This window comes from Blastococcus sp. SYSU D00669 (assembly GCF_054050715.1).
Genome location: NZ_JBJGZV010000002.1, coordinates 122,443 through 143,458, shown reverse-complemented (window position 1 = coordinate 143,458; position 21,016 = coordinate 122,443). Strand labels below are relative to the sequence as shown.

General features: G+C 75.5%; 21 protein-coding genes and 1 pseudogene. 19 read left to right on the top strand and 3 right to left on the bottom strand.

Annotated features, from left to right (window positions below; all coding sequences use genetic code 11):
- The first annotated feature begins 136 nt into the window (after positions 1–136).
- The 5 genes from rplU (at position 137) to def (ending at position 3,912) form a co-directional block, all read left to right on the top strand.
- Positions 137–448, top strand: coding sequence for a 50S ribosomal protein L21 (gene rplU, locus ACI8AF_RS02980; RefSeq protein WP_456538171.1), 312 nt, complete (start codon positions 137–139; stop codon positions 446–448).
- A gap of 7 nt (positions 449–455) precedes the next feature.
- Positions 456–713, top strand: coding sequence for a 50S ribosomal protein L27 (gene rpmA / locus ACI8AF_RS02975; protein ID WP_456538170.1), 258 nt, complete (start codon positions 456–458; stop codon positions 711–713).
- Between the two features lie 89 nt (positions 714–802).
- On the top strand, positions 803–2,299 hold the full coding sequence (obgE, locus tag ACI8AF_RS02970) for a GTPase ObgE (RefSeq protein WP_456538169.1): 1,497 nt from the start codon (positions 803–805) through the stop codon (positions 2,297–2,299).
- Positions 2,296–3,417 (top strand): glutamate 5-kinase, encoded by a 1,122-nt coding sequence (gene proB, locus ACI8AF_RS02965; protein WP_456538168.1) that lies wholly within the window; start codon positions 2,296–2,298, stop codon positions 3,415–3,417. Before obgE ends, proB begins: the two co-directional genes overlap by 4 nt.
- A 12-nt stretch (positions 3,418–3,429) precedes the next feature.
- A complete protein-coding gene (def, locus tag ACI8AF_RS02960; protein ID WP_456538167.1) occupies positions 3,430–3,912 on the top strand; it encodes a peptide deformylase in 483 nt (160 codons plus the stop codon).
- 4 nt (positions 3,913–3,916) lie between these two features.
- Here def and ACI8AF_RS02955 read toward each other — a convergent pair whose 3' ends face one another.
- Positions 3,917–4,324: a RidA family protein gene (locus ACI8AF_RS02955; RefSeq protein ID WP_456538166.1), complete on the bottom strand. Its 408-nt coding sequence runs from the start codon at positions 4,322–4,324 to the stop codon at positions 3,917–3,919.
- 66 nt (positions 4,325–4,390) lie between these two features.
- Here ACI8AF_RS02955 and ACI8AF_RS02950 point away from each other — a divergent pair, with 66 nt between their 5' ends.
- From ACI8AF_RS02950 to ACI8AF_RS02895, 12 genes and pseudogenes are all read left to right on the top strand, one after another.
- Positions 4,391–4,999, top strand: coding sequence for a TetR/AcrR family transcriptional regulator (locus ACI8AF_RS02950; RefSeq protein WP_456538165.1), 609 nt, complete (start codon positions 4,391–4,393; stop codon positions 4,997–4,999).
- Between the two features lie 37 nt (positions 5,000–5,036).
- Positions 5,037–6,290 carry a glutamate-5-semialdehyde dehydrogenase gene (locus tag ACI8AF_RS02945; protein WP_456538164.1) on the top strand — a complete coding sequence of 418 codons (1,254 nt, stop codon included), beginning with the start codon at positions 5,037–5,039 and terminating at the stop codon, positions 6,288–6,290.
- 8 nt (positions 6,291–6,298) lie between these two features.
- Complete coding sequence (locus tag ACI8AF_RS02940; protein ID WP_456538163.1) at positions 6,299–7,186, top strand: AAA family ATPase; 888 nt, start codon at positions 6,299–6,301, stop codon at positions 7,184–7,186.
- Positions 7,186–8,616 (top strand): vWA domain-containing protein, encoded by a 1,431-nt coding sequence (locus tag ACI8AF_RS02935; RefSeq protein ID WP_456538162.1) that lies wholly within the window; start codon positions 7,186–7,188, stop codon positions 8,614–8,616. The genes ACI8AF_RS02940 and ACI8AF_RS02935 overlap by 1 nt, the downstream gene beginning before the upstream one ends.
- 314 nt (positions 8,617–8,930) lie before the next feature.
- On the top strand, positions 8,931–9,671 hold the full coding sequence (gene nadD / locus ACI8AF_RS02930) for a nicotinate-nucleotide adenylyltransferase (protein ID WP_456538161.1): 741 nt from the start codon (positions 8,931–8,933) through the stop codon (positions 9,669–9,671).
- Positions 9,668–10,204, top strand: coding sequence for a ribosome silencing factor (gene rsfS, locus ACI8AF_RS02925; protein ID WP_456538160.1), 537 nt, complete (start codon positions 9,668–9,670; stop codon positions 10,202–10,204). Before nadD ends, rsfS begins: the two co-directional genes overlap by 4 nt.
- Complete coding sequence (locus tag ACI8AF_RS02920) at positions 10,201–10,929, top strand: histidine phosphatase family protein (protein WP_456538159.1); 729 nt, start codon at positions 10,201–10,203, stop codon at positions 10,927–10,929. Before rsfS ends, ACI8AF_RS02920 begins: the two co-directional genes overlap by 4 nt.
- Before the next feature lie 64 nt (positions 10,930–10,993).
- Entirely contained in the window at positions 10,994–11,899 is a 906-nt protein-coding gene (locus ACI8AF_RS02915) for a DegV family protein (protein ID WP_456538158.1), read from the top strand.
- 129 nt (positions 11,900–12,028) lie between these two features.
- Complete coding sequence (locus tag ACI8AF_RS02910) at positions 12,029–12,841, top strand: ComEA family DNA-binding protein (RefSeq protein ID WP_456538157.1); 813 nt, start codon at positions 12,029–12,031, stop codon at positions 12,839–12,841.
- Positions 12,838–14,937, top strand: a pseudogene (locus tag ACI8AF_RS02905) (ComEC/Rec2 family competence protein); the annotation flags it as partial. The gene ACI8AF_RS02910 and the pseudogene ACI8AF_RS02905, both read left to right, overlap by 4 nt.
- A 256-nt stretch (positions 14,938–15,193) precedes the next feature.
- Entirely contained in the window at positions 15,194–16,195 is a 1,002-nt protein-coding gene (gene holA, locus ACI8AF_RS02900) for a DNA polymerase III subunit delta (RefSeq protein WP_456538156.1), read from the top strand.
- Positions 16,196–16,323: 128 nt separating this feature from the next.
- Positions 16,324–17,181, top strand: a complete 858-nt coding sequence (locus ACI8AF_RS02895; protein WP_456538250.1) for a hypothetical protein — start codon at positions 16,324–16,326, stop codon at positions 17,179–17,181.
- On the opposite strand, the gene rpsT is transcribed toward ACI8AF_RS02895, so the two are convergent.
- On the bottom strand, positions 17,162–17,428 hold the full coding sequence (rpsT, locus tag ACI8AF_RS02890) for a 30S ribosomal protein S20 (protein ID WP_456538155.1): 267 nt from the start codon (positions 17,426–17,428) through the stop codon (positions 17,162–17,164). The genes ACI8AF_RS02895 and rpsT overlap by 20 nt on opposite strands.
- Positions 17,429–17,526: 98 nt before the next feature.
- Positions 17,527–18,417 carry an alpha/beta fold hydrolase gene (locus tag ACI8AF_RS02885; protein WP_456538154.1) on the bottom strand — a complete coding sequence of 297 codons (891 nt, stop codon included), beginning with the start codon at positions 18,415–18,417 and terminating at the stop codon, positions 17,527–17,529.
- A 61-nt stretch (positions 18,418–18,478) separates the two neighbouring features.
- Between ACI8AF_RS02885 and lepA the strand changes: the two genes are divergently transcribed.
- Both lepA and ACI8AF_RS02875 read left to right on the top strand, forming a co-directional pair.
- Positions 18,479–20,323 (top strand): translation elongation factor 4, encoded by a 1,845-nt coding sequence (lepA, locus tag ACI8AF_RS02880; protein ID WP_456538153.1) that lies wholly within the window; start codon positions 18,479–18,481, stop codon positions 20,321–20,323.
- A complete protein-coding gene (locus tag ACI8AF_RS02875; RefSeq protein WP_456538152.1) occupies positions 20,320–20,970 on the top strand; it encodes an MOSC domain-containing protein in 651 nt (216 codons plus the stop codon). The genes lepA and ACI8AF_RS02875 overlap by 4 nt, the downstream gene beginning before the upstream one ends.
- Positions 20,971–21,016: the final 46 nt, after the last annotated feature.

The window sequence follows — 21,016 nt, the reverse complement described above, 5'->3', positions numbered from 1 at the left end:
GCTGGTCGGGTTGCACCGCCCCGGCTGCGCACCTCCCGGTGCCGCCGCGCCGGCGAGCGCGACCCGTCCAGCACCCGGCGCCGAACCGGATCGTGCGCGCAGGACACAGAGCTAGAGGAAGAACGAGGAGTCAGTGGTGTACGCAGTCGTGAAGGCCGGCGGCAGCCAGCACAAGGTGGCTGTCGGGGACCGGTTCACGGTCAACCGCCTGGCCGGTGAGGCGGGCGACACCGTCACCCTCCCGGCGATCCTGCTGGTCGACGGCGACAGCGTCACCAGCGACGCCGCCGCGCTGGCCACGGTGACCGTGACCGGCGAGATCGTGGGCCACGGCAAGGGCCCGAAGATCAAGATCCACAAGTTCAAGAACAAGACCGGCTACCACAAGCGGCAGGGGCACCGTCAGCCCCTGACCGACGTCGTGGTCCGCGACATCACGAAGGGCTGACGCCGAGATGGCACACAAGAAGGGCGCCTCGTCCTCCCGCAACGGCCGCGACTCCAACGCCCAGCGGCTCGGCGTCAAGCGCTTCGGCGGCCAGGTCGTCAAGGCCGGCGAGATCATCGTCCGCCAGCGCGGCACCCACTTCCACCCCGGTCTCGGGGTCGGCCGTGGCGGCGACGACACGCTGTTCGCGCTCGAGCCCGGTGCCGTGACCTTCGGCACCCGCCGGGGCCGCAAGACGGTGTCGATCACCGCCGTCGAGGCCTGAGCACCTCCCAGTTCCCCTCACGGGCACCCCGGCGTCGGCACGACGTCGGGGTGCCCGCGTTTCGTAGCAGCAGGTAGGAGACCGCAGCAGTGGCCGCGTTCGTCGACCGGGTGACGGTCCACGTCGCCGCCGGCAACGGCGGCCACGGCGTCGCGTCGGTCCACCGGGAGAAGTTCAAGCCGCTCGGCGGGCCCGACGGCGGCAACGGCGGGGACGGCGGGGACGTCGTCCTCGAGGTCGACCCCAGCGTGCACACGCTGCTGGACTTCCACCACCGCCCGCACCAGAAAGCCGGCAACGGCCGCCCCGGCGCCGGCAGCAACCGCAACGGCGCGAAGGGCGAGGACCGCGTGCTGCGGGTCCCCGAGGGCACGGTCGTCGTCGTGGACGGCGAGGTCGTCGCCGACCTGATGGGCGCCGGCACCCGCGTGGTGCTCGCCGCCGGCGGCAAGGGCGGCCTCGGCAACGCCGCGCTGGCCAACCCGCGGCGCCGGGCCCCCGGCTTCGCCCTGCTCGGCGAGCCCGGCGAGGCGGTCGACGCCGTCCTGGAGCTCAAGAGCATCGCCGACGTCGGCCTGGTCGGGTACCCGTCGGCCGGCAAGTCGTCGCTGGTGGCCGCGATGTCGGCCGCGCGCCCCAAGATCGCCGACTACCCGTTCACCACGCTGGTGCCCAACCTCGGTGTCGTCCGCGCCGGCGACGTCACCTTCACCATGGCCGACGTCCCCGGCCTGATCCCGGGCGCCTCCACGGGCAAGGGTCTCGGCCTGCAGTTCCTCCGCCACGTCGAGCGCTGCGCCGTCCTGGTGCACGTGGTCGACATGGCGACCATGGAGCCGGGCCGCGACCCGGAGACCGACATCGAGGTGCTCACCCACGAGCTGCGCGAGTACGGCGGCGACGAGCTCGACCTGGTGGGACGGCTCCGGTTCGCCGTCCTCAACAAGATCGACGTGCCGGACGCGCGCGACCTGGTCGACCTGGTGCGCGAGTCGCTGGAGAAGCTCGGTCTGCGGGTCTTCCCGGTCAGCGCGGCCACCGGCGAGGGGCTGCCCGAGCTGGGCTACGCCCTGGCCGCCGCGGTCGAGGAGCACCGCGCCACGCTGCCGCCGCCGGAGCCGGTGCGGGTGACGCTCACCCCGCGGGCGGTCGACGACTCGGGGTTCACCGTCGAGCGCGACCCGGCCGGGGCGGGGCTGGGCGAGGGCGGAGCGTTCGTCGTCCGCGGCGCCAAGCCCGAGCGCTGGGTGCGGCAGACCGACTTCGCCAACGACGAGGCCGTGGGCTACCTCGCCGACCGGCTCAACCGGCTGGGTGTGGAGGAGGAGCTGGCCCGGGCGGGCGCGGTCGAGGGCGACGCGGTCACCATCGGCGACGTCACCTTCGACTGGGTGCCCACGCTGCCGGCCGGCACGCTGTCGGCCGAGGAGGCCGCCGGCCTCGGCGGCCGCGGCACCGACAACCGGCTGGAGACGACCGAGCGGGTCGGCGCGGCCGAGCGGCTCGCGGCCAAGAAGGCCCGGCGGGTGCCCTACGAGGTCACCGAGGACGGCTGGACCGACGAGGACCTGGAGGAGCTGGAGTGACGGCGCGCCCGGAGATCGCCAAGGCGCAGCGGGTCGTCGTCAAGGTCGGGTCGTCGTCGCTGACCACGCTGCCCGGCGGGCTGGACGCCGAGCGGCTCACCGCGCTCGTCGACGTCCTCGGCGGGCTGCGCGCCGCCGGCCGCGAGGTCGTGCTGGTCTCCTCCGGCGCCATCGCCGCCGGGCTCGCGCCGCTGGGCATCTCCGGCCGGCCACGCGACCTGGCGACCGCCCAGGCGGCGGCAAGCGTCGGCCAGCTGCGGCTCGTGGAGACCTACGCCGACGCCTTCGCCCGGCACGGGGTCACGGTCGGGCAGGTGCTGCTCACCGCCGACGACCTCACCCGGCGCAGTCACTACCGCAACGCCGAGCGCACCCTCGACCGGCTGATCGCGCTCGGCGCCCTGCCGATCGTCAACGAGAACGACACCGTGGCCACCGAGGAGATCCGCTTCGGCGACAACGACCGGCTGGCCGCCCTGGTGGCGCACGTGGTCAGGGCCGACGCGCTCGTCCTCCTCTCCGACGTCGACGGCGTCTACGACGGCGACCCGCGCAAGGGCCCGGCCCGGCTGATCGACACCGTGACCGACCCGGCGGTGCTCGACGCCGTGGAGCTCGGCACCGCCAAGCGCAACGGGGTCGGCACCGGCGGCATGGCCACCAAGGTCGAGGCGGCGCTGATCGCCGCGCACGCCGGCGTGCCCGTCGTCGTCACCTCCACCCCCCAGGCCGCCGCCGCGCTGGCCGGCGAGCAGGTGGGCACCCACTTCGCGGTCATGGCGCCGCGGCCGCGGACGCGCCAGTTCTGGCTGCGGTTCGCCACCCGGCCGCGTGGGCGGCTGCTGCTGGACGCGGGCGCGGTGGCCGCCGTCCGCGAGCGGCACGCCTCGCTGCTCGCCGCCGGCATCACCGGCCTGGTGGGGGAGTTCCTCGCCGACGACCCGGTCGAGCTGGTCGGACCGGACGGCGTCGTCGTCGCCCGGGGTCTGGTCGCCTACGACTCCCGGGAGCTGCCGGCGCTGCTCGGCCGCAAGACGACCGAGCTGGAGCCGGAGTACCAGCGCGAGGTCGTCCACCGCGACGAGATGGTGCTGGTCCGGCGCCCGTCACTGGGCTGACAGACTGCGACCGTGACCGTCCGACCCATCCGCGAGCTCGGCGACCCGGTGCTGCGCACGCCCGCCGACGAGGTCAAGGCATTCGACAAGGACCTCGCCGCCCTCGTCCGCGACCTCGAGGAGACCGTCGACCACCCCGGGCGGGCCGGGCTGGCCGGCCCGCAGATCGGCGTCAGCCTGCGGGTCTTCTCCTACAACATCGACGGCGAGATCGGGCACCTGGTCAACCCGGTGATCACCGAGCGCTCCGAGGAGACCCAGGACGGCGACGAGGGGTGCCTGTCGGTGCCCGGCATCTGGGCGCCGACCGTGCGCGCGATGTGGTGCGTCGCCGAGGGTTTCGACGTCAACGGCAAGCCGCTGCGGCTGGAGGGCGAGGGGCTCATGGCCCGCTGCCTGCAGCACGAGGTCGACCACCTCGACGGCAAGGTCTTCCTCGACCGGCTGACCGGCGACGCCCGCAAGAACGCGCTGCGGGCACTGCGCGCCCGCTGACAGCTCACGGTAGGACGGCGACGGCCTCCACCTCGACCAGCAGGTCGGGCTCGCCGAGGCCGGAGACCGACAGCAGGGTGACCGGCTTGACGGGGTCCTTGCCCATGCGGGCCGCGGCCCGGGCCACGCCCTCGCCGAGCGCGGCCAGCTTGTCGGCGCTCCAGTCGACGACGTAGACGGTCAGCTTGGCGACGTCGTCGAAGCTGCCGCCCACGGTCTCGAGGGCCGCGGACACGTTGAGGTAGGCCTGCTCGACCTGCGCGGCGAGGTCGCCCTCGCCGACCGGCGTGCCGTCGGCGGTGCGGGCCACCTGGCCGGCGAGGTAGACGGTGCGCGAGCCCGTGGCCACGGCGACCTGGCGGTAGTGCTCGGGCTGGGGCAGGGCGGCGGGGTCGAGCAGCTGGACCGGCATGACGGGGATCCCTCCTCGGGGTTGCATGACAGTGTTATGTATAACAGGTCTATGTATCCTGGGCAAGTGCCGCGCGCCGCCGATCCCGCCGTCCGCACCACTCTCGTCGAGCGGGCCGCCGAGCTGCTCGCCCGCCGTGAGCCGGTGACCCTGCGCGGGCTGGTCGAGGCGACCGGCACCTCGACGATGGCGGTCTACACGCACTTCGGGGGGATGCCGGGGCTGTGGCGGGCGGTCCGGCAGGAGGGCTTCACCCGGCTCAACGCCGCGCTGGAGGCCGTGCCGCGCACCGACGACCCGGTGCGCGACCTCGCCGCCCTGGGCTCGGCGTACTGCGGGGTCGCGGTGGCCGTCCCGCACCTGTACCGGGCGATGTTCGACGCCGCCGCGGAGCTGGAGGACCCGGAGGCGGCGGGAGCGGGCCTGGCCGCGCTGGCCGGGTGCGCCGAGCGGGCGCGGGCGGACGGGCGCTTCACGGCGTCTCCCGACGACGTCGCCGTCCGCTTCTGGGCGGCCGGCCACGGCCTGGCGATGCTGGTGGTCACCGGCGTCCTGGGCGGCGACGCACTGGACGTGCACGGCCCGGCGCTGGCCACCGCGGTGTTCCTCGAGGCCGGCGACCAGCCGGAGCGGGTCCGCCGCTCGGTGACCGCCGGGTGGGAGGTCCCGCGCTGAGTTCTGGGTGCGAACCGGGCCGCGTACCCTCGCGGACGTGCCCGACGTCGCCGACCTGCCGCTGATCGGTGCCGCCGCGCTGCGTGCGCGCGCGGCCTCCCGCGTGCTGCGGACCCTGCCCACCGACGTGAAGGACGGCGCCCTGGCCGCCATCGCCGACGCGCTGGTCGAGCGGGTGGACGAGATCCTCGAGGCCAACGCCGCCGACGTGGCCGCCGCCCGCGCCGACGGGACGCCGGAGTCGACGGTCGACCGGCTGCGCCTGGACGCCGGCCGGGTGGCCGGGGTCGCCGACGCGCTGCGCACGCTCATCGCGCTGCCCGACCCGGTGGGCGACGTCGTCCGCGGGTCGCGGCTGCCCAACGGGCTGGAGCTCAAGCAGGTCCGCGTGCCGCTCGGCGTGGTCGGCATCGTCTACGAGGCGCGGCCCAACGTGACCGTCGACGCCGCGGGCCTGTGCCTGAAGAGCGGCAACGCGGCGCTGCTGCGGGGCTCGGCGTCGGCGTTCCGCACCAACACCGTGCTCGTGGCGGTGATGACCGAGGCGGCGGCCAAGGCCGGGCTGCCCGAGGGCTCGATCGGGCTGCTGCCGGCCGACCGAGCGTCGGTCGGGGAGCTGCTGGGCGCCCGCGGGTTCGTCGACGTCGTCATCCCGCGCGGCGGCGGCTCGCTGATCCAGCGGGTGGTGAACGAGGCGAAGGTGCCGGTGATCGAGACCGGCGAGGGCAACTGCCACGTCTACGTCGATGCCTCCGCCGATCCGGCGATCGCCGAGGCCGTCGTCCTCAACTCCAAGACGCACCGGGTGAGCGTCTGCAACTCCGCCGAGACGCTGCTCGTGCACCGCGACGTGCCGTTCCTGCCGCGGCTGCTCGCCGCGCTGGCCGACTCCGGCGTGACGCTGCACGGCGACGACGCCGCCCGGGCCGCGCACGACGCCGTCCGCCCGGCCACCGACGAGGACTGGGCGACCGAGTACCTGTCGATGGACATGGCCGTGCGCGTCGTGGACGACCTGCCGGCCGCGCTGGACCACATCGCCCGGTGGAGCACCGGGCACACCGAGGCGATCGTCGCCGACTCGGCGACGGCGATCGCGGCGTTCACCGCCGGGGTGGACGCGGCCGCGGTGATGGTGAACGCCTCCACCCGGTTCACCGACGGCGGCGAGTTCGGGTTCGGCGCCGAGATCGGCATCTCCACGCAGAAGCTGCACGCCCGGGGGCCGCTGGGGCTGCCGGAACTGACCTCGACCACCTACGTGGTCACCGGGAACGGCCACACCCGCTAGGAGTTCCTTTGCCCCTCCCGCCGACGCAGTCCCCGCAGTTCTCCTCGGTCGCGGACGTCAGCAAGCGGCTGTCGACGGCCGGCTACCTGCCCGACGCGCAGATCGCCACGACCGTCTTCCTCGCCGACCGGCTGGGCAAGCCGCTGCTGGTCGAGGGGCCGGCGGGCACCGGCAAGACCGAGCTGGCCAAGGCGCTGGCGGCGGCGACGGGCTCGGAGCTGATCCGGCTGCAGTGCTACGAGGGCCTCGACGAGGCGCGGGCGCTGTACGAGTGGAACTACAAGAAGCAGCTGCTGCGGATCCAGGCGGCGCAGGGCACGGACGGCGCCGACTGGGACACGGTGCACGACGACATCTTCGGCGAGGAGTTCCTGCTCTCCCGGCCGCTGCTGACCGCGATCCGGCGCACCGAGCCGACCGTGCTGCTCGTCGACGAGACCGACAAGGCCGACGTCGAGGTGGAGGGGCTGCTGCTGGAGGTGCTCAGCGACTTCCAGGTCACCATCCCCGAGCTCGGCACGGTCACCGCGGCCCGCCGGCCCACCGTCGTCCTCACCTCGAACGCAACCCGCGAGCTGTCGGAGGCGCTCAAGCGGCGCTGCCTGTACCTGGCGCTGGACTACCCGTCGGCCGAGCGGGAGCGGGAGATCGTGCTCTCCCGCGTGCCCGACCTGGCGCCGGGGCTGGCCGAGCAGCTGGTGCGGACCATCCGGGCGCTGCGGGCGCTGGAGCTGAAGAAGTCGCCGTCGATCTCCGAGACGCTGGACTGGGCGCAGACCCTGCTGGAGCTGGGCCTGGACACCCTGGACGAGGGCGCCGTGAGGTCGACGCTGGGCGTGGTGCTCAAGCACGCCAGCGACCAGGAACGGGCCGCGGCCGAGCTGCGGCTGAACTGATGGGCGCGCCGTCCGCCTCGCGGGAGCCCGGCGGGCTCGCCGGGCACCTCGACGGCTTCGTGCGCGCGGTCCGCGAGGCCGGGATCCCGGTCGGGATCAGCCAGGCGGTCGACGCGGCCGAGATCCTCACCGCGGTGGACCTGCTCGACCGGGAGCAGCTGCGGCACGGGCTGGCGGCGGTGCTGCTGCAGCGGGCCGCGCAGCGCCCGGCCTACGACGTGCTGTTCGACCTGTGGTGGCCGTTGGGCGACCGGCCGGCGGCCGGCGAGCCGTCCGGTGGGGACGGCGACGGCGAGCCCGGGACGACGCTGGACCTGCCCGACGACGGCGATCCCGGCCGGATGACCGAGCTTATGCGCGAGCAGCTGCTGCAGCTGCTGCTCGACGGCGACGACGAGGCGCTGCGGCGCTTCGCCCGCCAGGCGGTCGACCTGCTGGGGCAGGCGGCGCCGTCGCCGTCGGGGCAGTCGTTCTTCAGCTACCGGGTGATGCGGGCGCTCTCCCCGGACACGCTGGTCTCCCAGCTGCTGGCCGGCCTGCTGAACGGCGGGGAGCGCGGCGGGCTGGCCGAGCAGGTGGCGCGGCAGACGATCCGCGAGCGGCTGGCGGCGTTCCGGGCGGCGGTGGAGGCGGAGGTGCGGCGGCGCTCGGCCGAGCAGCGCGGCCGCGACCGGGTGGCCAAGAGCGCGGTGCGGCCGCTGGCCGACCAGGTGGACTTCCTGCGGGCCCAGCAGTCGGACCTGGCCGAGTTGCGCCGGACGGTGGCGCCGCTGGCCCGCCGGCTGGCGGTGCGGCTGTCGGCGCGGCGCCGGCACGGCCGGGAGGGGCGGCTGGACTTCCGCAAGACGGTGCGGGCGTCGCTGGGCACCGGCGGCGTGCCGGTCGTGACCCACCACCGGCCGCGCAAGGTGCACAAGCCCGAGCTCGTGGTGCTCTGCGACATCTCCGGCTCGGTCGCCGGGTTCAGCCACTTCACGCTGATGCTCACCCAGGCGCTGCGCGAGCACTTCACCGGCGTGCGGGCGTTCGCCTTCGTCGACTCGACCGACGAGGTCACCCGGTTCTTCCGGCCCGGCGCCGACGTCGTCGACGCGGTGTCCCGGATCGGGCGGGAGGCCGACGTCGTCTCCTTCGACGGGCACAGCGACTACGGCAACGCGTTCGAGGTGTTCCTCGACCGGTGGCCGACGGCGCTGGGGCCGAAGTCGTCGCTGCTCGTGCTCGGGGACGGGCGCACCAACTACCGCCGCCCGGGCCTGCCGGTGCTCGCCGAGATGGTGAAGCGGAGCCGGTCGGCGCACTGGCTGAACCCCGAGCCGCAGCGGCTGTGGGGGAGCGGCGACTCCGCCGCCGACCAGTACGGCGAGGTCATCGACATGGTCGAGTGCCGCAACGCCGCCCAGCTCGCCGACTTCGTCACCACCCTCTGAGCCGCGCCGCTCCCTGCCGCCGTGTCGTCTCGTCGACACGGCGACCTGTCGGCGCCTCGACACGCCCGGGACGGTGATCCCGGCCGGGGCTCGTAACCGAACGACACGTGTGGCGTTCTCCAGTGCGGCGCCGTTGCTCCGCACCGGCGGCCCCCGTCCACCCGGCGGTCCACCCCGGAACCGCCGGCGGGCGGCGACCGGCTGCACGGGGGAGCCGGTCGCGCACCGGTCCCCGCCCGGGCGGGGACCGTGGCGGCCCGTCGGGGCCGGTCCCGCCCGGACCGGCCCCGGCGAGCACCGGTTAGGCTCGATCGGTGGCAGGTGGGCGGATCGGGGTGATGGGCGGGACGTTCGATCCCATCCACCACGGCCACCTGGTGGCCGCCAGCGAGGTCGCCGGGCTGTTCGGCCTCGACGAGGTGGTGTTCGTCCCCACCGGTCAGCCGTGGCAGAAGAGCGACCGCGAGGTCGCCCCGGCCGAGGACCGCTACCTCATGACGGTCATCGCGACCGCCTCCAACCCCCGCTTCTCGGTGAGCCGGGTCGACATCGACCGCGGCGGGCCGACGTACACCATCGACACGCTCACCGACCTGAAGGTCCAGCGGCCCGACTCCGAGCTCTTCTTCATCACCGGCGCCGACGCCCTCTCCCAGATCCTGAGCTGGCGCGACAGCGAGCAGTGCTTCTCGCTGGCGCACTTCATCGGCGTCACCCGGCCCGGGTTCACGCTGGCCGACGCCCACCTGCCCGAGGGCGTGGTGAGCCTCGTCGAGGTGCCCGCGCTGGCGATCAGCTCCACCGACTGCCGCGAGCGCGTCGCCCGCGGCATGCCGGTCTGGTACCTCGTGCCCGACGGGGTCGTCCAGTACATCGAGAAGCGCGGGCTCTACCGCCAGGGCCGGCCCGCCCGTCGGGCCGGCGACGTGCTCGACGGCCGCCCCGCCGGTGACCGCCCGACCTACGACCGGCCGCCACCATCGGCCAACGGCGGACCCGGCCGCCCGCCGTCCTCCGAACCACCGTCCCCCCATACAGTCGAGGTGCCCCGATGACCGCCTCCACCGAGGCGCGCGAGACCGCGTTGGCCGCTGCCCAGGCCGCCGCCGACAAGCTCGCCACCGACGTCTCGATTGTCGACGTGAGCGACCGGCTGGCCATCACCGACGCGTTCGTGCTCGCCTCCGCTCCCAACGAGCGGCAGGTGCAGGCGATCGTCGACGAGGTCGAGGAGCGGCTGCGCCAGCAGGGCATCAAGCCGGTCCGCCGCGAGGGCGTGGCCGAGGCCCGCTGGGTGCTGCTCGACTTCGTCGACGTCGTGGTGCACGTCCAGCACGCCGAGGAGCGGGCGTACTACGCGCTCGAGCGGCTCTGGAAGGACTGCCCGACCATCCCGTTCGTCGACCGCGACGCCGCCCGGCACGCGGCCGGCATCGACACCGGTGGCCCGGCTGTCGGTGGCACTGCCGTCGGTGGTCCCGCCGCCGGCGACGGGGCGGGCACGCTGTCGGCCGACGACGTCGACCCGGGTAGCGCCGACCCGACGCCGCTGGAGCCCCCGCCGGCCGCGGACCCGACCGAGCGGTGACCGCCGCGCCCGCCGCGCTGCCGGTACCGCGTCTGGTGCTCTGGCGGCACGGCCGGACGGAGTGGAACGCGACCGGCCGCTTCCAGGGCCAGCTGGACCCGCCGCTGGACGACGAGGGCCGCCGGCAGGCCGCCCGGGTGGCCCCCCTCCTGGCCGGGGTGCTGCCGGCCGGTGACGCGGTCGTGGTGTCCAGCGACCTCGGGCGGGCCGTCGAGACCGCCGGCGCGCTCACCGAGGTGCTCGGGATCCCGCTGCGCGTGGACGCCCGGCTGCGCGAGCACGGCCTGGGCTGCTGGGAGGGCCTCACCCGCGACGAGGTGGCCGAGCGCTACCCCGACCAGTACGCCGACTGGATGACCGGCCGTCCGGTGCTCGGCCGCGGCGGGGAGGAGGCCGCGCAGGTCGCCGAGCGCGCCCTGGCCGCCCTCGCCGACCTTCCGCCGGCCGCGGCGGCCGTCGTCGTGACGCACGGCGGTACGGCCGGCCGGATGCTCGAGGCTCTGCTGGGGCTGGGCTCGGAGCACCGGCGGGTGTTCGGTCCGCTCGCCAACTGCGCGTGGAGCGAGCTGCGCTTCCAGGACCCGCGTTGGCGGCTGGTCCGCCACAACAGCTGGGTGCCGGCGAGCGTCGAGGGCGCCGGTCCGGCACCGGGCGCGGCACCGCCGGCGGGGGCGACGCCCGAGGAAGGCGCGCCGGCGCGGCCCACCGACGCCGACGCCGTCTGAGCCTTTCGGGCGACCTCGCCGCCGCTGGTGCGGCATCGGCGCGCAGGCGGGCTAGCCTCGGCCGGTGTCCGTCGCCGTCGTCACCGATTCGACGGCCTACCTGCCCGCGGACCTCGTGGAGCGGTACGGCATCGAGGTCGTGCCGCTGTACGTGGTGCTGCCCGGCCGCTCGGGCAGCGAGGGCCGCGACATCGGGCCCCACGACGTCGCCGCCACCCTCTCCGCCCGCGGCCAGGTGTCGACCTCCCGCCCGACCCCCGGCGACTTCGTGGCCGCCTACCGCCGCTGCCTCGACGGCGGCGCCGACCGGATCGTCTCGGTGCACCTCTCCGCGGAGCTGTCGGGCACCTGGGACGCCGCACGGCTGGCCGCGGCGCAGGTCGGGGAGCACGTGGTCACGGTGATCGACTCGCGGGCGACCGCGATGGCCACGGGCTTCGCCGTCCTGGCCGCCGCCCGCGCCGCGGCCGACGGCGCCCCCGCCGACGCGGTCGCGGACGCGGCCCGCGACACCGCCGCGGCCACCAGGACGCTGTTCGTCGTCGAGACCCTCGAGCACCTGCGCCGGGGCGGCCGGATCGGGGCCGCCGCCGCCATCCTCGGCTCCGCGCTGGCCGTGAAGCCGGTGCTGCACGTCGTCGACGGCAAGGTCGTCCCCCTCGAGAAGGTGCGCACCTCGGCCCGGGCCTTCAACCGGCTCGTGCAGCGGGCGGTGGAGACGGCCGGCACCGGCCCCGCCTCCCTGGCGGTGCACCACCTGGCGGCGCCGGAGCGGGCCGAGCGCCTCGCCGCCGAGCTGCGCCAGCGGCTGCCCGAGGCCACGGAGCTGTACGTCAGCGAGCTGGGCGCCGCGATCGGCGCGCACGTCGGCCCCGGCGCGGTGGGCGTCGTGGTGGTGCCGGCGCCCGCCGAGGAGGCGCCGGACGGCCCGGCCGAGGACGGCGACCGGGGAGAGCCCGCGGCGGAGTGAGGACGGCACGGCGGGCACCCTGCCCCACGCCCCGGCCCGCGCGTCGTCCGTCGTCCACAGCCGGGGGCGGCGTCCACAGATCCGCCTGAGCGCCGCCCGGACGGCTGCCCGGTCCCTAGCGTCGCGCCGGTGCGCTCCTCCTCCCGCCGCATCGACGACGCCGACGTGATCCGCGCCCGGCTGCGCGCCCTCCTGGCCGAGAGCGAGCGGGCCGGTGGCTGGGTGCCCGACGACGACCCCGACCCCGACCCACCGGAGCCGGAGGACGCCGACGAGGACGGCGGGGGAGCGCCACCCGGCATCGGCAGGCACCGGGCGCCCGCGACGGCCGTGCGGCTCGACCCCGGCCGTCGCGGTGCCCGCGCGCTGTGGATCGCGGGACTGCTCGCCGGGCTGCTGCTCGTCGTCTGGACCTGGCTGGACCGCCCCCGCGTCGAACCCGTCGAGCCGGCCGAACCCGGCGGCACCACCGCGCCGGCCGCCCCGGAGGTGGGCGAGGCCGCCGGGACGGCGACGACCGTCGTGGTGTCGGTCGTGGGGCTGGTGGCGCGGCCGGGGCTGGTCACGCTGCCGACCGGCGCTCGGGTGGCCGACGCGATCGCCGCCGCCGGCGGGCTGCTGCCGGAGGCCGATCCGGCTTCGGTCAACCTCGCCGCGGTCGTCACCGACGGCCAGCAGGTGGCGGTGGGCGTGGCGGGCGCGGCCGGCGGTCCGGCCGGCGAGACCGCCGGCGGCGGGACGGCCGGCGGTGGCCTGGTGGACCTCAACACCGCCACCGAGACCGACCTGGACGCCCTGCCGGGCATCGGCCCGGTGCTGGCCCAGCGCATCGTCGCCCACCGCGACCGGCAGGGCCGCTTCGCCAGCGTCGAGCAGCTCGACGACGTGCCGGGCATCGGCCCGGCGATCTACGCCCAGCTCGCTGACCTGGTGACCGTGTGAGCACCGGCGCGCAGTGGACGTGGCTGGACCTCCGGCTCGTCCCCGCGGCGGCCGCCTCGTGGCTCGCCACCCTGACGGTCCCGTTCGTGCCCGTGCGGGCGCTGGCGGTGGTCGCCGCGGCCGCGGGGGTGGCCGGGCTCGTGCTGGCCGTCCGGAGCCGCCGGGCGCCGGCGCTGGTCGCGCTGGGCGTGCTCGCCGCGCTCGCCCTGACCGCGACCGCCGGTGCGGTCCGCGGTCTGCAGCGGGACGCCTCTCCGCTGCGCGCCGCGGCTGAGCGGGACCGGACCGTCGAGGTGCAGGTGGTGCTCGACGACGTGCCGCGGCGCCTGACCGGCGCCGGCGCCTCCCGCGTCGTCGCGGACGCGACCGTGCGCGCGGTCCGGGTGGGCGGGACGACGACCCGGGTGGACGACGACGTCCTGCTGTTCGCCCCCGCCGAGGCCTGGGCCGACCTGCCGCCCGGTCAGCCGGTGCGGGCGCCGGTCCGTGCGTCCCTGCCCCCCGACGGGCACCTGGTGGCCGTGCTCGGCGCGCGGGGCCCACCGGAGCTCGTCGGGCCGCCGGGCCGGGCACAGCGCGTCGCCGCCGGTGTGCGCGAGGGCCTGGCCGCGTCGTCGGCACGGGTGCTCCCGCCGCGACCGGCGGGACTGCTGCCGGGGCTCGTGGTCGGCGACACCAGCGGCATGGACCCGGTGCTCCGGGAGGACTTCCGGCGCACCGGCCTGGCACACCTGACCGCGGTCTCGGGGGCCAACGTGGCGATCGTGGTCGCCGGCGTGCTGTGGCCGCTGCGCCGCCGGGCGGTCGACCGGCGGGTGCAGGCGCTGGCCGGGGCGGCCGGCCTGGCCGGCTTCGTGGTGCTGGCCGGGCCGAGCGCGAGCGTGCTGCGGGCCGCGGCCATGGGCGCGGTCGTGCTGATCGCCCTCGCCTCGGGGCGGGAGCGGGCCGCGGTGCCGGCCCTGTGCGCCGGCGTGCTGGTCCTGCTGCTGGTGGAGCCGGCGCTGGCTGCCGACCCTGGCTTCGCGCTCTCGGTCGCCGCCACGGCCGCGATCGTCCTCCTCGCCCGCCGCTGGTCCCGGGCGCTGCGCCAGCGCGGCGTCCCGACGCCGGTCGCCGACGCGCTCGCGGTCAGCGCGGCGGCCGGCCTGGCGACCGCGCCGCTCGTGGCCGCGCTGAGCGGGCAGGTCAGCCTGGTCTCGCTGCCGGCCAACCTCCTCGCCGCGCCCGCCGTCGCCCCGGCCACCGTGCTGGGGCTGCTGGCGGCGCTGGCCACCCCGGTCAGCCCGGCGGCCGGTGACGTCCTGGTGTGGCTGGCCGGCTGGCCGGTGCGCTGGCTGGTGGTCGTGGCCGAGCGCGGTGCGGCGCTGCCCGACGCCGCCGTGGGGTGGACCGCCGGCACCGCGGGCGCGGTGGGTCTCACCGTGCTGCTCCTGGGCTGCGCCGCCGTGCTGTGGCGCTTCCCGCGCACGCGCCCGCTCGCGCTGGCGGTCGTGGTCGGCCTCGTCGTGGTCGGCTGGCCGCTGCGCCAGGCGGTGCGCGGGTGGCCGCCGCCGTCCACCGTGGCCGTCGCCTGCGACGTCGGCCAGGGCGACGCCCTCGTCCTCCCGACCGGCCCGGGGGAGGCGCTGCTCGTCGACGCCGGGCCCGACATCGGGGCGGTGGACCGCTGCCTGGACCGGCTCGGCGTCGACCGGCTGCGCATGGTCCTGCTCTCCCACCTCGATGCCGACCACGCCGGCGGCCTGGCCGGCGCGCTCGGCGGCCGCCGGGTGGACGTGGTGGCGACCGGCACCCTGTCCCCGGCCGACGAGCGGGGCACCGCCGTCGACCGGCTCACGGCCGCGTCCGGCGCCCGCCGCGAGGTCCTGGTGCCCGGGGACCGGCGCACCCTCGGGAGGGCGCGACTGGAGGTGCTGGCGCCCCCACCGGAGATCGCCACCGCCGGCGCCGAGCCCAACGACCTCTCGGTGGTCGCCCGCGTCACGGTGCACGGGGTGCGGGTGCTGCTCACCGGCGACCTCAGCGCCCAGGCGCAGGCCCGCGTGCTCGCCCGCGGCGTCGACCTGCGGGCCGACGTGCTCAAGGTGCCGCACCACGGCAGCGCCGACGTCGACCCGGCCTTCCTCGCCGCGAGCGGTGCACGGGTGGCGCTGGTGTCGGTCGGCGCCGACAACGGCTACGGCCACCCGACCGCCACCGCGCTGCGCCTGCTGGCCCGCGACGGGATGCGGGTCTACCGCACCGACCGCCAGGGCGACGTCGCCGTCGCCGGCACCGCGGAGGAGTGGGGCGTCGCGGTCGCCACCCCCGCGCCGGGCCGGGACCGTCGGCGCGCCGTGACACCATGCAGGCGTGGCAGCGGCACCTCCGGCACCGACCTCCCGGCTCCGGGTCGTGGTGGGGGAGGAGGAGCTGCTGCGCGCCCGCGCGGTCAGCGCCGTGCGCGCCGCGGTGCTCGAGCGCCACCCCGACGCCGAGGAGCACGACCTCGTAGCCGCCGGCCTCCCCGTGGGCCACCTCGCCGACGTGCTGGCTCCGTCGCTGTTCGGCGGGCACCGGCTGGTCACCGTCAGCGGCGTGCACGAGGCGGCGGGCGCCCTGGCCGACGCGCTGACCGCCTTCGCCAAGGACCCCGATCCCGACCTGACGCTGGTGATCGTGCACGCCGGCGGCAAGCGCAACGAGGCGCTGGTCAAGGCGTTCAGGGCCGCGGGCGCCGCGGTCGACGAGTGCCCCAAGATCACCTCACCCGGCGACCGCGCCAACTTCGTGCGCAACGAGGTGCGGTCGGCGGGCGGGCGGATCACCGCCGACGCCCTGGCCGCGCTGGTCGAGGCGGTCGGCAACGACCTGCGGCAGCTGTCGTCGGCGGCCAGCCAGCTGGTCTCCGACTTCGGCGGCACGATCGACGCCGACGCGGTCGCCCGATTCCACCGCGGCCAGGCGGAGGTCACCGGGTTCACCGTGGCCGAGAAGGTGCTGGTGGGCGACCGGCAGGGGGCCGTCGAGACGCTGCGCTGGGCCCTGGAGCGCGGTGTCGCGCACGTGCTCATCGCCGACGCGATCGCCGACGGCGTGCGGACCGCGGCCCGGGTGGCCAGCCTGAACAGCAGCAACCCCGGCGACCTGGCCCGGGCGCTGAAGATGCCGCCCTGGAAGGTGAAGCGGGCCCAGGCGCAGTCCCGCGGCTGGAGCATCGACGGGCTGCAGCGGGCCATCGGCGTCACCGCCGAGCTGAACGCCGACGTCAAGGGTGCGGCGGCCAGCGCCGACTACGCCCTCGAGCGGGCGGTCCGCCGGATCATCGAGATCCGCACCGAGACCCGCCGGGACCGCGCCGTCCGCGGTCGCTGACCCGCGATCCGGTCGATCGGCTGCCGCCCTCAGAAGCGGTCGCGCCGCCCCTTCGGCCCGTCGGGGCAGGGCTATCGCCACTGGTCCGGCCGTCCGCGCGCGGCGACGGTGGGCCGCGGGAGGTGCTGATGACCGAGCTGCTCACCGGCACAAGGAGGGCCGTCGAGGCCGCGACGCTCGCTCCGTCGTCGCACAACACCCAGCCGTGGAGGTTCCGGGTTCGAGGCGACACCGTCGACCTCCTCGCCGACCGCACCCGCGAGCTGCCGGTCAACGACCCCGTCGACCGCGAACTCACGATCGGCTGCGGAGCCGCGCTGGCGAACCTGGTCGTCGCGGCGCGGGCCGGCGGCCTCGAGCCGGCGGTCGAGGTGGTGCCCGACCCCGGCGACACGGACCTGCTGGCCCGGGTGGTCCTGCGTGCAACCGGGGACCGGGCGGAGCGGGAGCTGGCAGCGGCGATCCCCGCCCGCCACACGTACCGCGAGCAGTTCGCCGACGGGCCGGCCGACGGCACGCTGGCCCGGATGGCGCGAGGCTGCGCCGACCTGGGTGTGGCCCTCTACGTCGTGACCGGCGACGCGGACCGCGCCGCGCCGGCGGACCTGGTGGCCGAGGCCGACCGGGCCCGGTTCGACGACCCGTCGTGGCGGCGCGAGCTCGCGGCGTGGATGCATCCCCGTCGCCGCGGCGACGGCCTGACCGTTCCGCCGGTCACCGGTGCGCTGACCCGGTTCGTCGTCTCGCACGTGGACGTGGGCGCGGGCACCGCCGGCGAGGACGCGGAGCACCGGCCACCCCCAGCTGGTCCTCCGCCTCGGCGTGCCGGCCCGACCGCCGCGTCCTGCGCCCCGCCGTCCGCTGGAGGACGTCTGCGACTCCGCGTGACCCCGGGCCGACGGCCCCGACATGCGACGAGCCCCCGTCCCCGGTGGGGACGAGGGCTCGTGCGAGCGGTGCGGGAGCTCAGCCCTGGATGCTGGTGAGCTGCTTGGCCATGCCCGACTTGCGGTTGGCGGCCTGGTTCTTGTGGATGATGCCCTTGCTGGCCGCCTTGTCGAGCGCCTTGCTGGCGGTCGCGAGCGCGGTGGCCGCCGCCTCGGCGTCCCCGGCGTCGGCAGCGGTGCGGAACCGCCGGACCGCCGTCTTCAGGGCGGACTTGACCGCGACGTTGCGCTGCCGGCGTCGCTCGTTGGTCTTGTTCCGCTTGATCTGGGACTTGATGTTCGCCACGCGTGAGCCTCGGTGTCTGGAAGGGGATGCCTGCTGTCCAACGTCCGGGCGCACGTGCGCACGCGGACCGGCCTGCCAGGTTACCAGCGTCGTCGCGGTCAGCCCAACCCGCGTCCGGCGGCAGCCGCACCGTCCACCGCGTCGAGGTGCGCCGAGATGAGGGCGGTCAGCGGACCGACGATCCGGCCGCTCAGGGCGTGCCCCATGCCCGGGAGGACCTCCAGCCGCGCGGAACCGATCACCGAGGCCAGGTGCGCCGCGTGCGGCGGCGGGTTGACCGGGTCCTCCGGTGCCTCGATCACCAGCGTGGGCACCCGCACGGCGGCCAGCTCCGCACCCCGGTCCAGGCCGCCCTGGTCGGCCAGCGCGTGCGCCGAGGGGTTGCGCGCGCTCCCGCTGTGGGCGATCACACGTTCCTCGAGCGCCCGGAACTCCGCCTCGTCGAACGGCAGCACCCCGCCGTCCAGGAGCCGCCAGTGCGCCACCCGCCACTCCAGCTCCGCGGCCTCGTCCCGCTCCTCGCCCATCGTCTGCCAGAGCTCCAGCAGCCGCGGGTCCGGGCCGGGCAGCTCGGACCCCCCGGTGACGTCGGCGAGCCCGGCGCCGAGGGCGGAGGTCGCGAACAGCGTCGCGCTGAGCAGCCGCTCCGGGGCGTCGAGCAGGAGCAGCTGCACCAGCGTGCCGCCCATCGACATCCCCACCACGTGCGCCCGTTCGATGCCCAGCGCGTCGAGCACCCGGACGGCGTCGGCGGCCAGGTCGCGGATCGCGTAGGGCCGGGTGTCGAAGGCCCGGGTCGAGCGGCCGGTGTCGCGGTGGTCGTAGACGACCACCCGGTGCCGCTCGGCCAGCCGGTCCACCAGCGCCGGCGGCCAGGTGGCCCCGCTGGCATTGGCGCCCATGACCAGCAGCACGGGCGTGCCGGCCGGGTCGCCGCGGTCCTCCGCCCACAGCGACACGCCCTCGGCGACGGCGATCCGGTGCTCCATCGCCGACACCCTGTCAGCTGCGCCGCGCCGCCGGCGAAGCGATTGCCCGGACCGTGGGACGATGGGCAGCACTGTGACGACTCCTGCTGCCACCGACCCGGCCCGCATCCGGAACTTCTGCATCATCGCCCACATCGACCACGGCAAGTCGACGCTGGCCGACCGGATGCTCGAGGTCACCGGGATCATCGAGGCACGGCAGATGCGCGCCCAGTACCTCGACCGCATGGACATCGAGCGCGAGCGCGGCATCACCATCAAGGCGCAGAACGTGCGGCTGCCGTGGCAGGTCGACGGCACCGAGTACGTCCTCGACATGATCGACACCCCGGGGCACGTCGACTTCACCTACGAGGTGAGCCGGAGCCTGGCCGCCTGCGAGGGCGCCGTCCTGCTCGTCGACGCCGCCCAGGGCATCGAGGCGCAGACGCTGGCCAACCTCTACCTGGCCCTCGAGAACGACCTGCACATCATCCCGGTGCTCAACAAGATCGACCTGCCGGCCGCGCAGCCGGAGAAGTACGCGGCCGAGATCGCACACATCATCGGCTGCGACCCCGGCGACGTGCTGCGGGTCAGCGGCAAGACCGGCGAGGGCGTCCCCGAGCTGCTGGACAAGATCGTCGCCGAGATCCCGGCGCCGGTCGGCGACGCCGACGGCCCCGCCCGGGCGATGATCTTCGACTCCGTCTACGACATCTACCGCGGCGTCATCACCTACGTCCGCGTCGTCGACGGCCGCATCTCCGCCCGCGAGCGGATCAAGATGATGTCCACCGGCGCCACCCACGAGCTGCTCGAGATCGGCGTCATCTCCCCGGAGCCCAAGCCGGTCGACAGCCTCGGCGTGGGCGAGGTCGGCTACTTCATCACCGGGGTGAAGGACGTCCGCCAGTCCCGCGTCGGCGACACGGTCACCCTGCAGCACAAGCCGGCCGCCGAGCCGATCGGCGGCTACAGCGACCCCAAGCCGATGGTCTACTCCGGCCTCTACCCGATCGACGGCAGTGAGTACCCGCTGCTGCGCGAGGCGCTGGACAAGCTGCTGCTCAACGACGCCGCCCTGGTCTACGAGCCCGAGACCTCCGCGGCGCTGGGCTTCGGCTTCCGCGTCGGCTTCCTCGGCCTGCTGCACCTGGAGATCGTCCGCGAGCGGCTGGAGCGCGAGGGCGGGCTCAGCCTCATCTCCACCGCGCCCAACGTCGTCTACCGCGTGGTCATGGAGGACGGCACCGAGCACACGGTGACCAACCCCAGCGACTGGCCCAGCGGCAAGATCGACACGGTCTTCGAGCCGGTCGTGAACGCCACGATCATCGCGCCGAGCGACTACACCGGCACGATCATGGAGCTCTGCCAGAGCCGCCGCGGCAGCCTCACCGGCATGGACTACCTGTCCGAGTCCCGGGTCGAGCTGCGCTACACGCTGCCGCTCGGCGAGATCATCTTCGACTTCTTCGACGCGCTGAAGTCGCGCACCCGCGGCTACGCCTCCCTCGACTACGCCGAGGCCGGCGAGCAGGAGTCGCAACTGGTCAAGGTGGACATCCTGCTGCAGGGCGAGCCGGTCGACGCCTTCAGCGCGATCGTGCACAAGGACAAGGCCTACAGCTACGGCGTGATGATGGCCGGCAAGCTGCGCGAGCTCATCCCGCGGCAGCAGTTCGAGGTGCCCATCCAGGCCGCCGTCGGCAGCCGGGTGATCGCCCGCGAGACCATCCGCGCCATCCGCAAGGACGTGCTCGCCAAGTGCTACGGCGGTGACATCACCCGCAAGCGCAAGCTGCTGGAGAAGCAGAAGGAGGGCAAGAAGCGGATGAAGATGGTCGGCCGGGTCGAGGTCCCGCAGGAGGCCTTCGTCGCCGCGCTGTCCAACTCCTCCGAGCAGTCCTCGGCGAAGAAGTGAGCGGCCGCGTCGAGGCCGTCTGCGTCTCCGGCACCACCGACCTCTACCGGCTGCCCACCCGCCGCAGCGGCATCGACAAGCAGCCGGTGGCCGGCCGGGTCACCGTCCACCCCCTCGGCCTGGACGGCGACGTGCAGGTCAACAAGAAGCACCACGGCGGCGAGGGCCAGGCCGTCTACGCCTACGCCCAGGAGGACGCCGCCTGGTGGGAGCGGGAGCTCGGCCGCGAGCTGCCGGCCGGCCGCTTCGGCGAGAACCTGCGCACAAGCGGCCTCGACCTGCTCGGCGCCGTCCTCGGCGAGCGCTGGCGCATCGGCACCGCGCTGTTCGAGGTGACCGCCTGGCGCACGCCGTGCGCCAACTTCGCCCGGTACTGGGGCGTCCCCGACCTGGTCAAGCGCTTCGCCGCGCACGGCGCCACCGGCGCCTACCTGCGGGTGCTCGAGACCGGTGAGCTCGGCGACGGGGACGACGTCCTGGTGCTCGACCGCCCCGACCACGGGGTCACGGTGGGGGAGGCCTTCCGCATCGTGACCACCCAGCAGGCCCGGCTGCCCGAGCTCGAGCCGGCACTGCCCCACCTGCCGCTCAAGGACCAGCCCAAGCTGGCCGCGCGGATCGCGGCGCGCACCGGCGTCGGCGCCTGAGCCCGGTACTGTCCGCCGCGGTACGCCGGGACCCCGCCGGCGACGG

Coding starts and splice junctions, on each gene's coding strand:
- rpmA (WP_456538170.1), top strand. CDS start 456: ATGGCACACAAGAAGGGCGCCTCGTCCTCCCGCAACGGCCGCGACTCC.
- ACI8AF_RS02955 (WP_456538166.1), bottom strand. CDS start 4,324: ATGCCGGTCCAGCTGCTCGACCCCGCCGCCCTGCCCCAGCCCGAGCAC.
- ACI8AF_RS02935 (WP_456538162.1), top strand. CDS start 7,186: ATGGGCGCGCCGTCCGCCTCGCGGGAGCCCGGCGGGCTCGCCGGGCAC.
- rsfS (WP_456538160.1), top strand. CDS start 9,668: ATGACCGCCTCCACCGAGGCGCGCGAGACCGCGTTGGCCGCTGCCCAG.
- ACI8AF_RS02895 (WP_456538250.1), top strand. CDS start 16,324: ATGACCGAGCTGCTCACCGGCACAAGGAGGGCCGTCGAGGCCGCGACG.
- ACI8AF_RS02885 (WP_456538154.1), bottom strand. CDS start 18,417: ATGGAGCACCGGATCGCCGTCGCCGAGGGCGTGTCGCTGTGGGCGGAG.
- lepA (WP_456538153.1), top strand. CDS start 18,479: ATGGGCAGCACTGTGACGACTCCTGCTGCCACCGACCCGGCCCGCATC.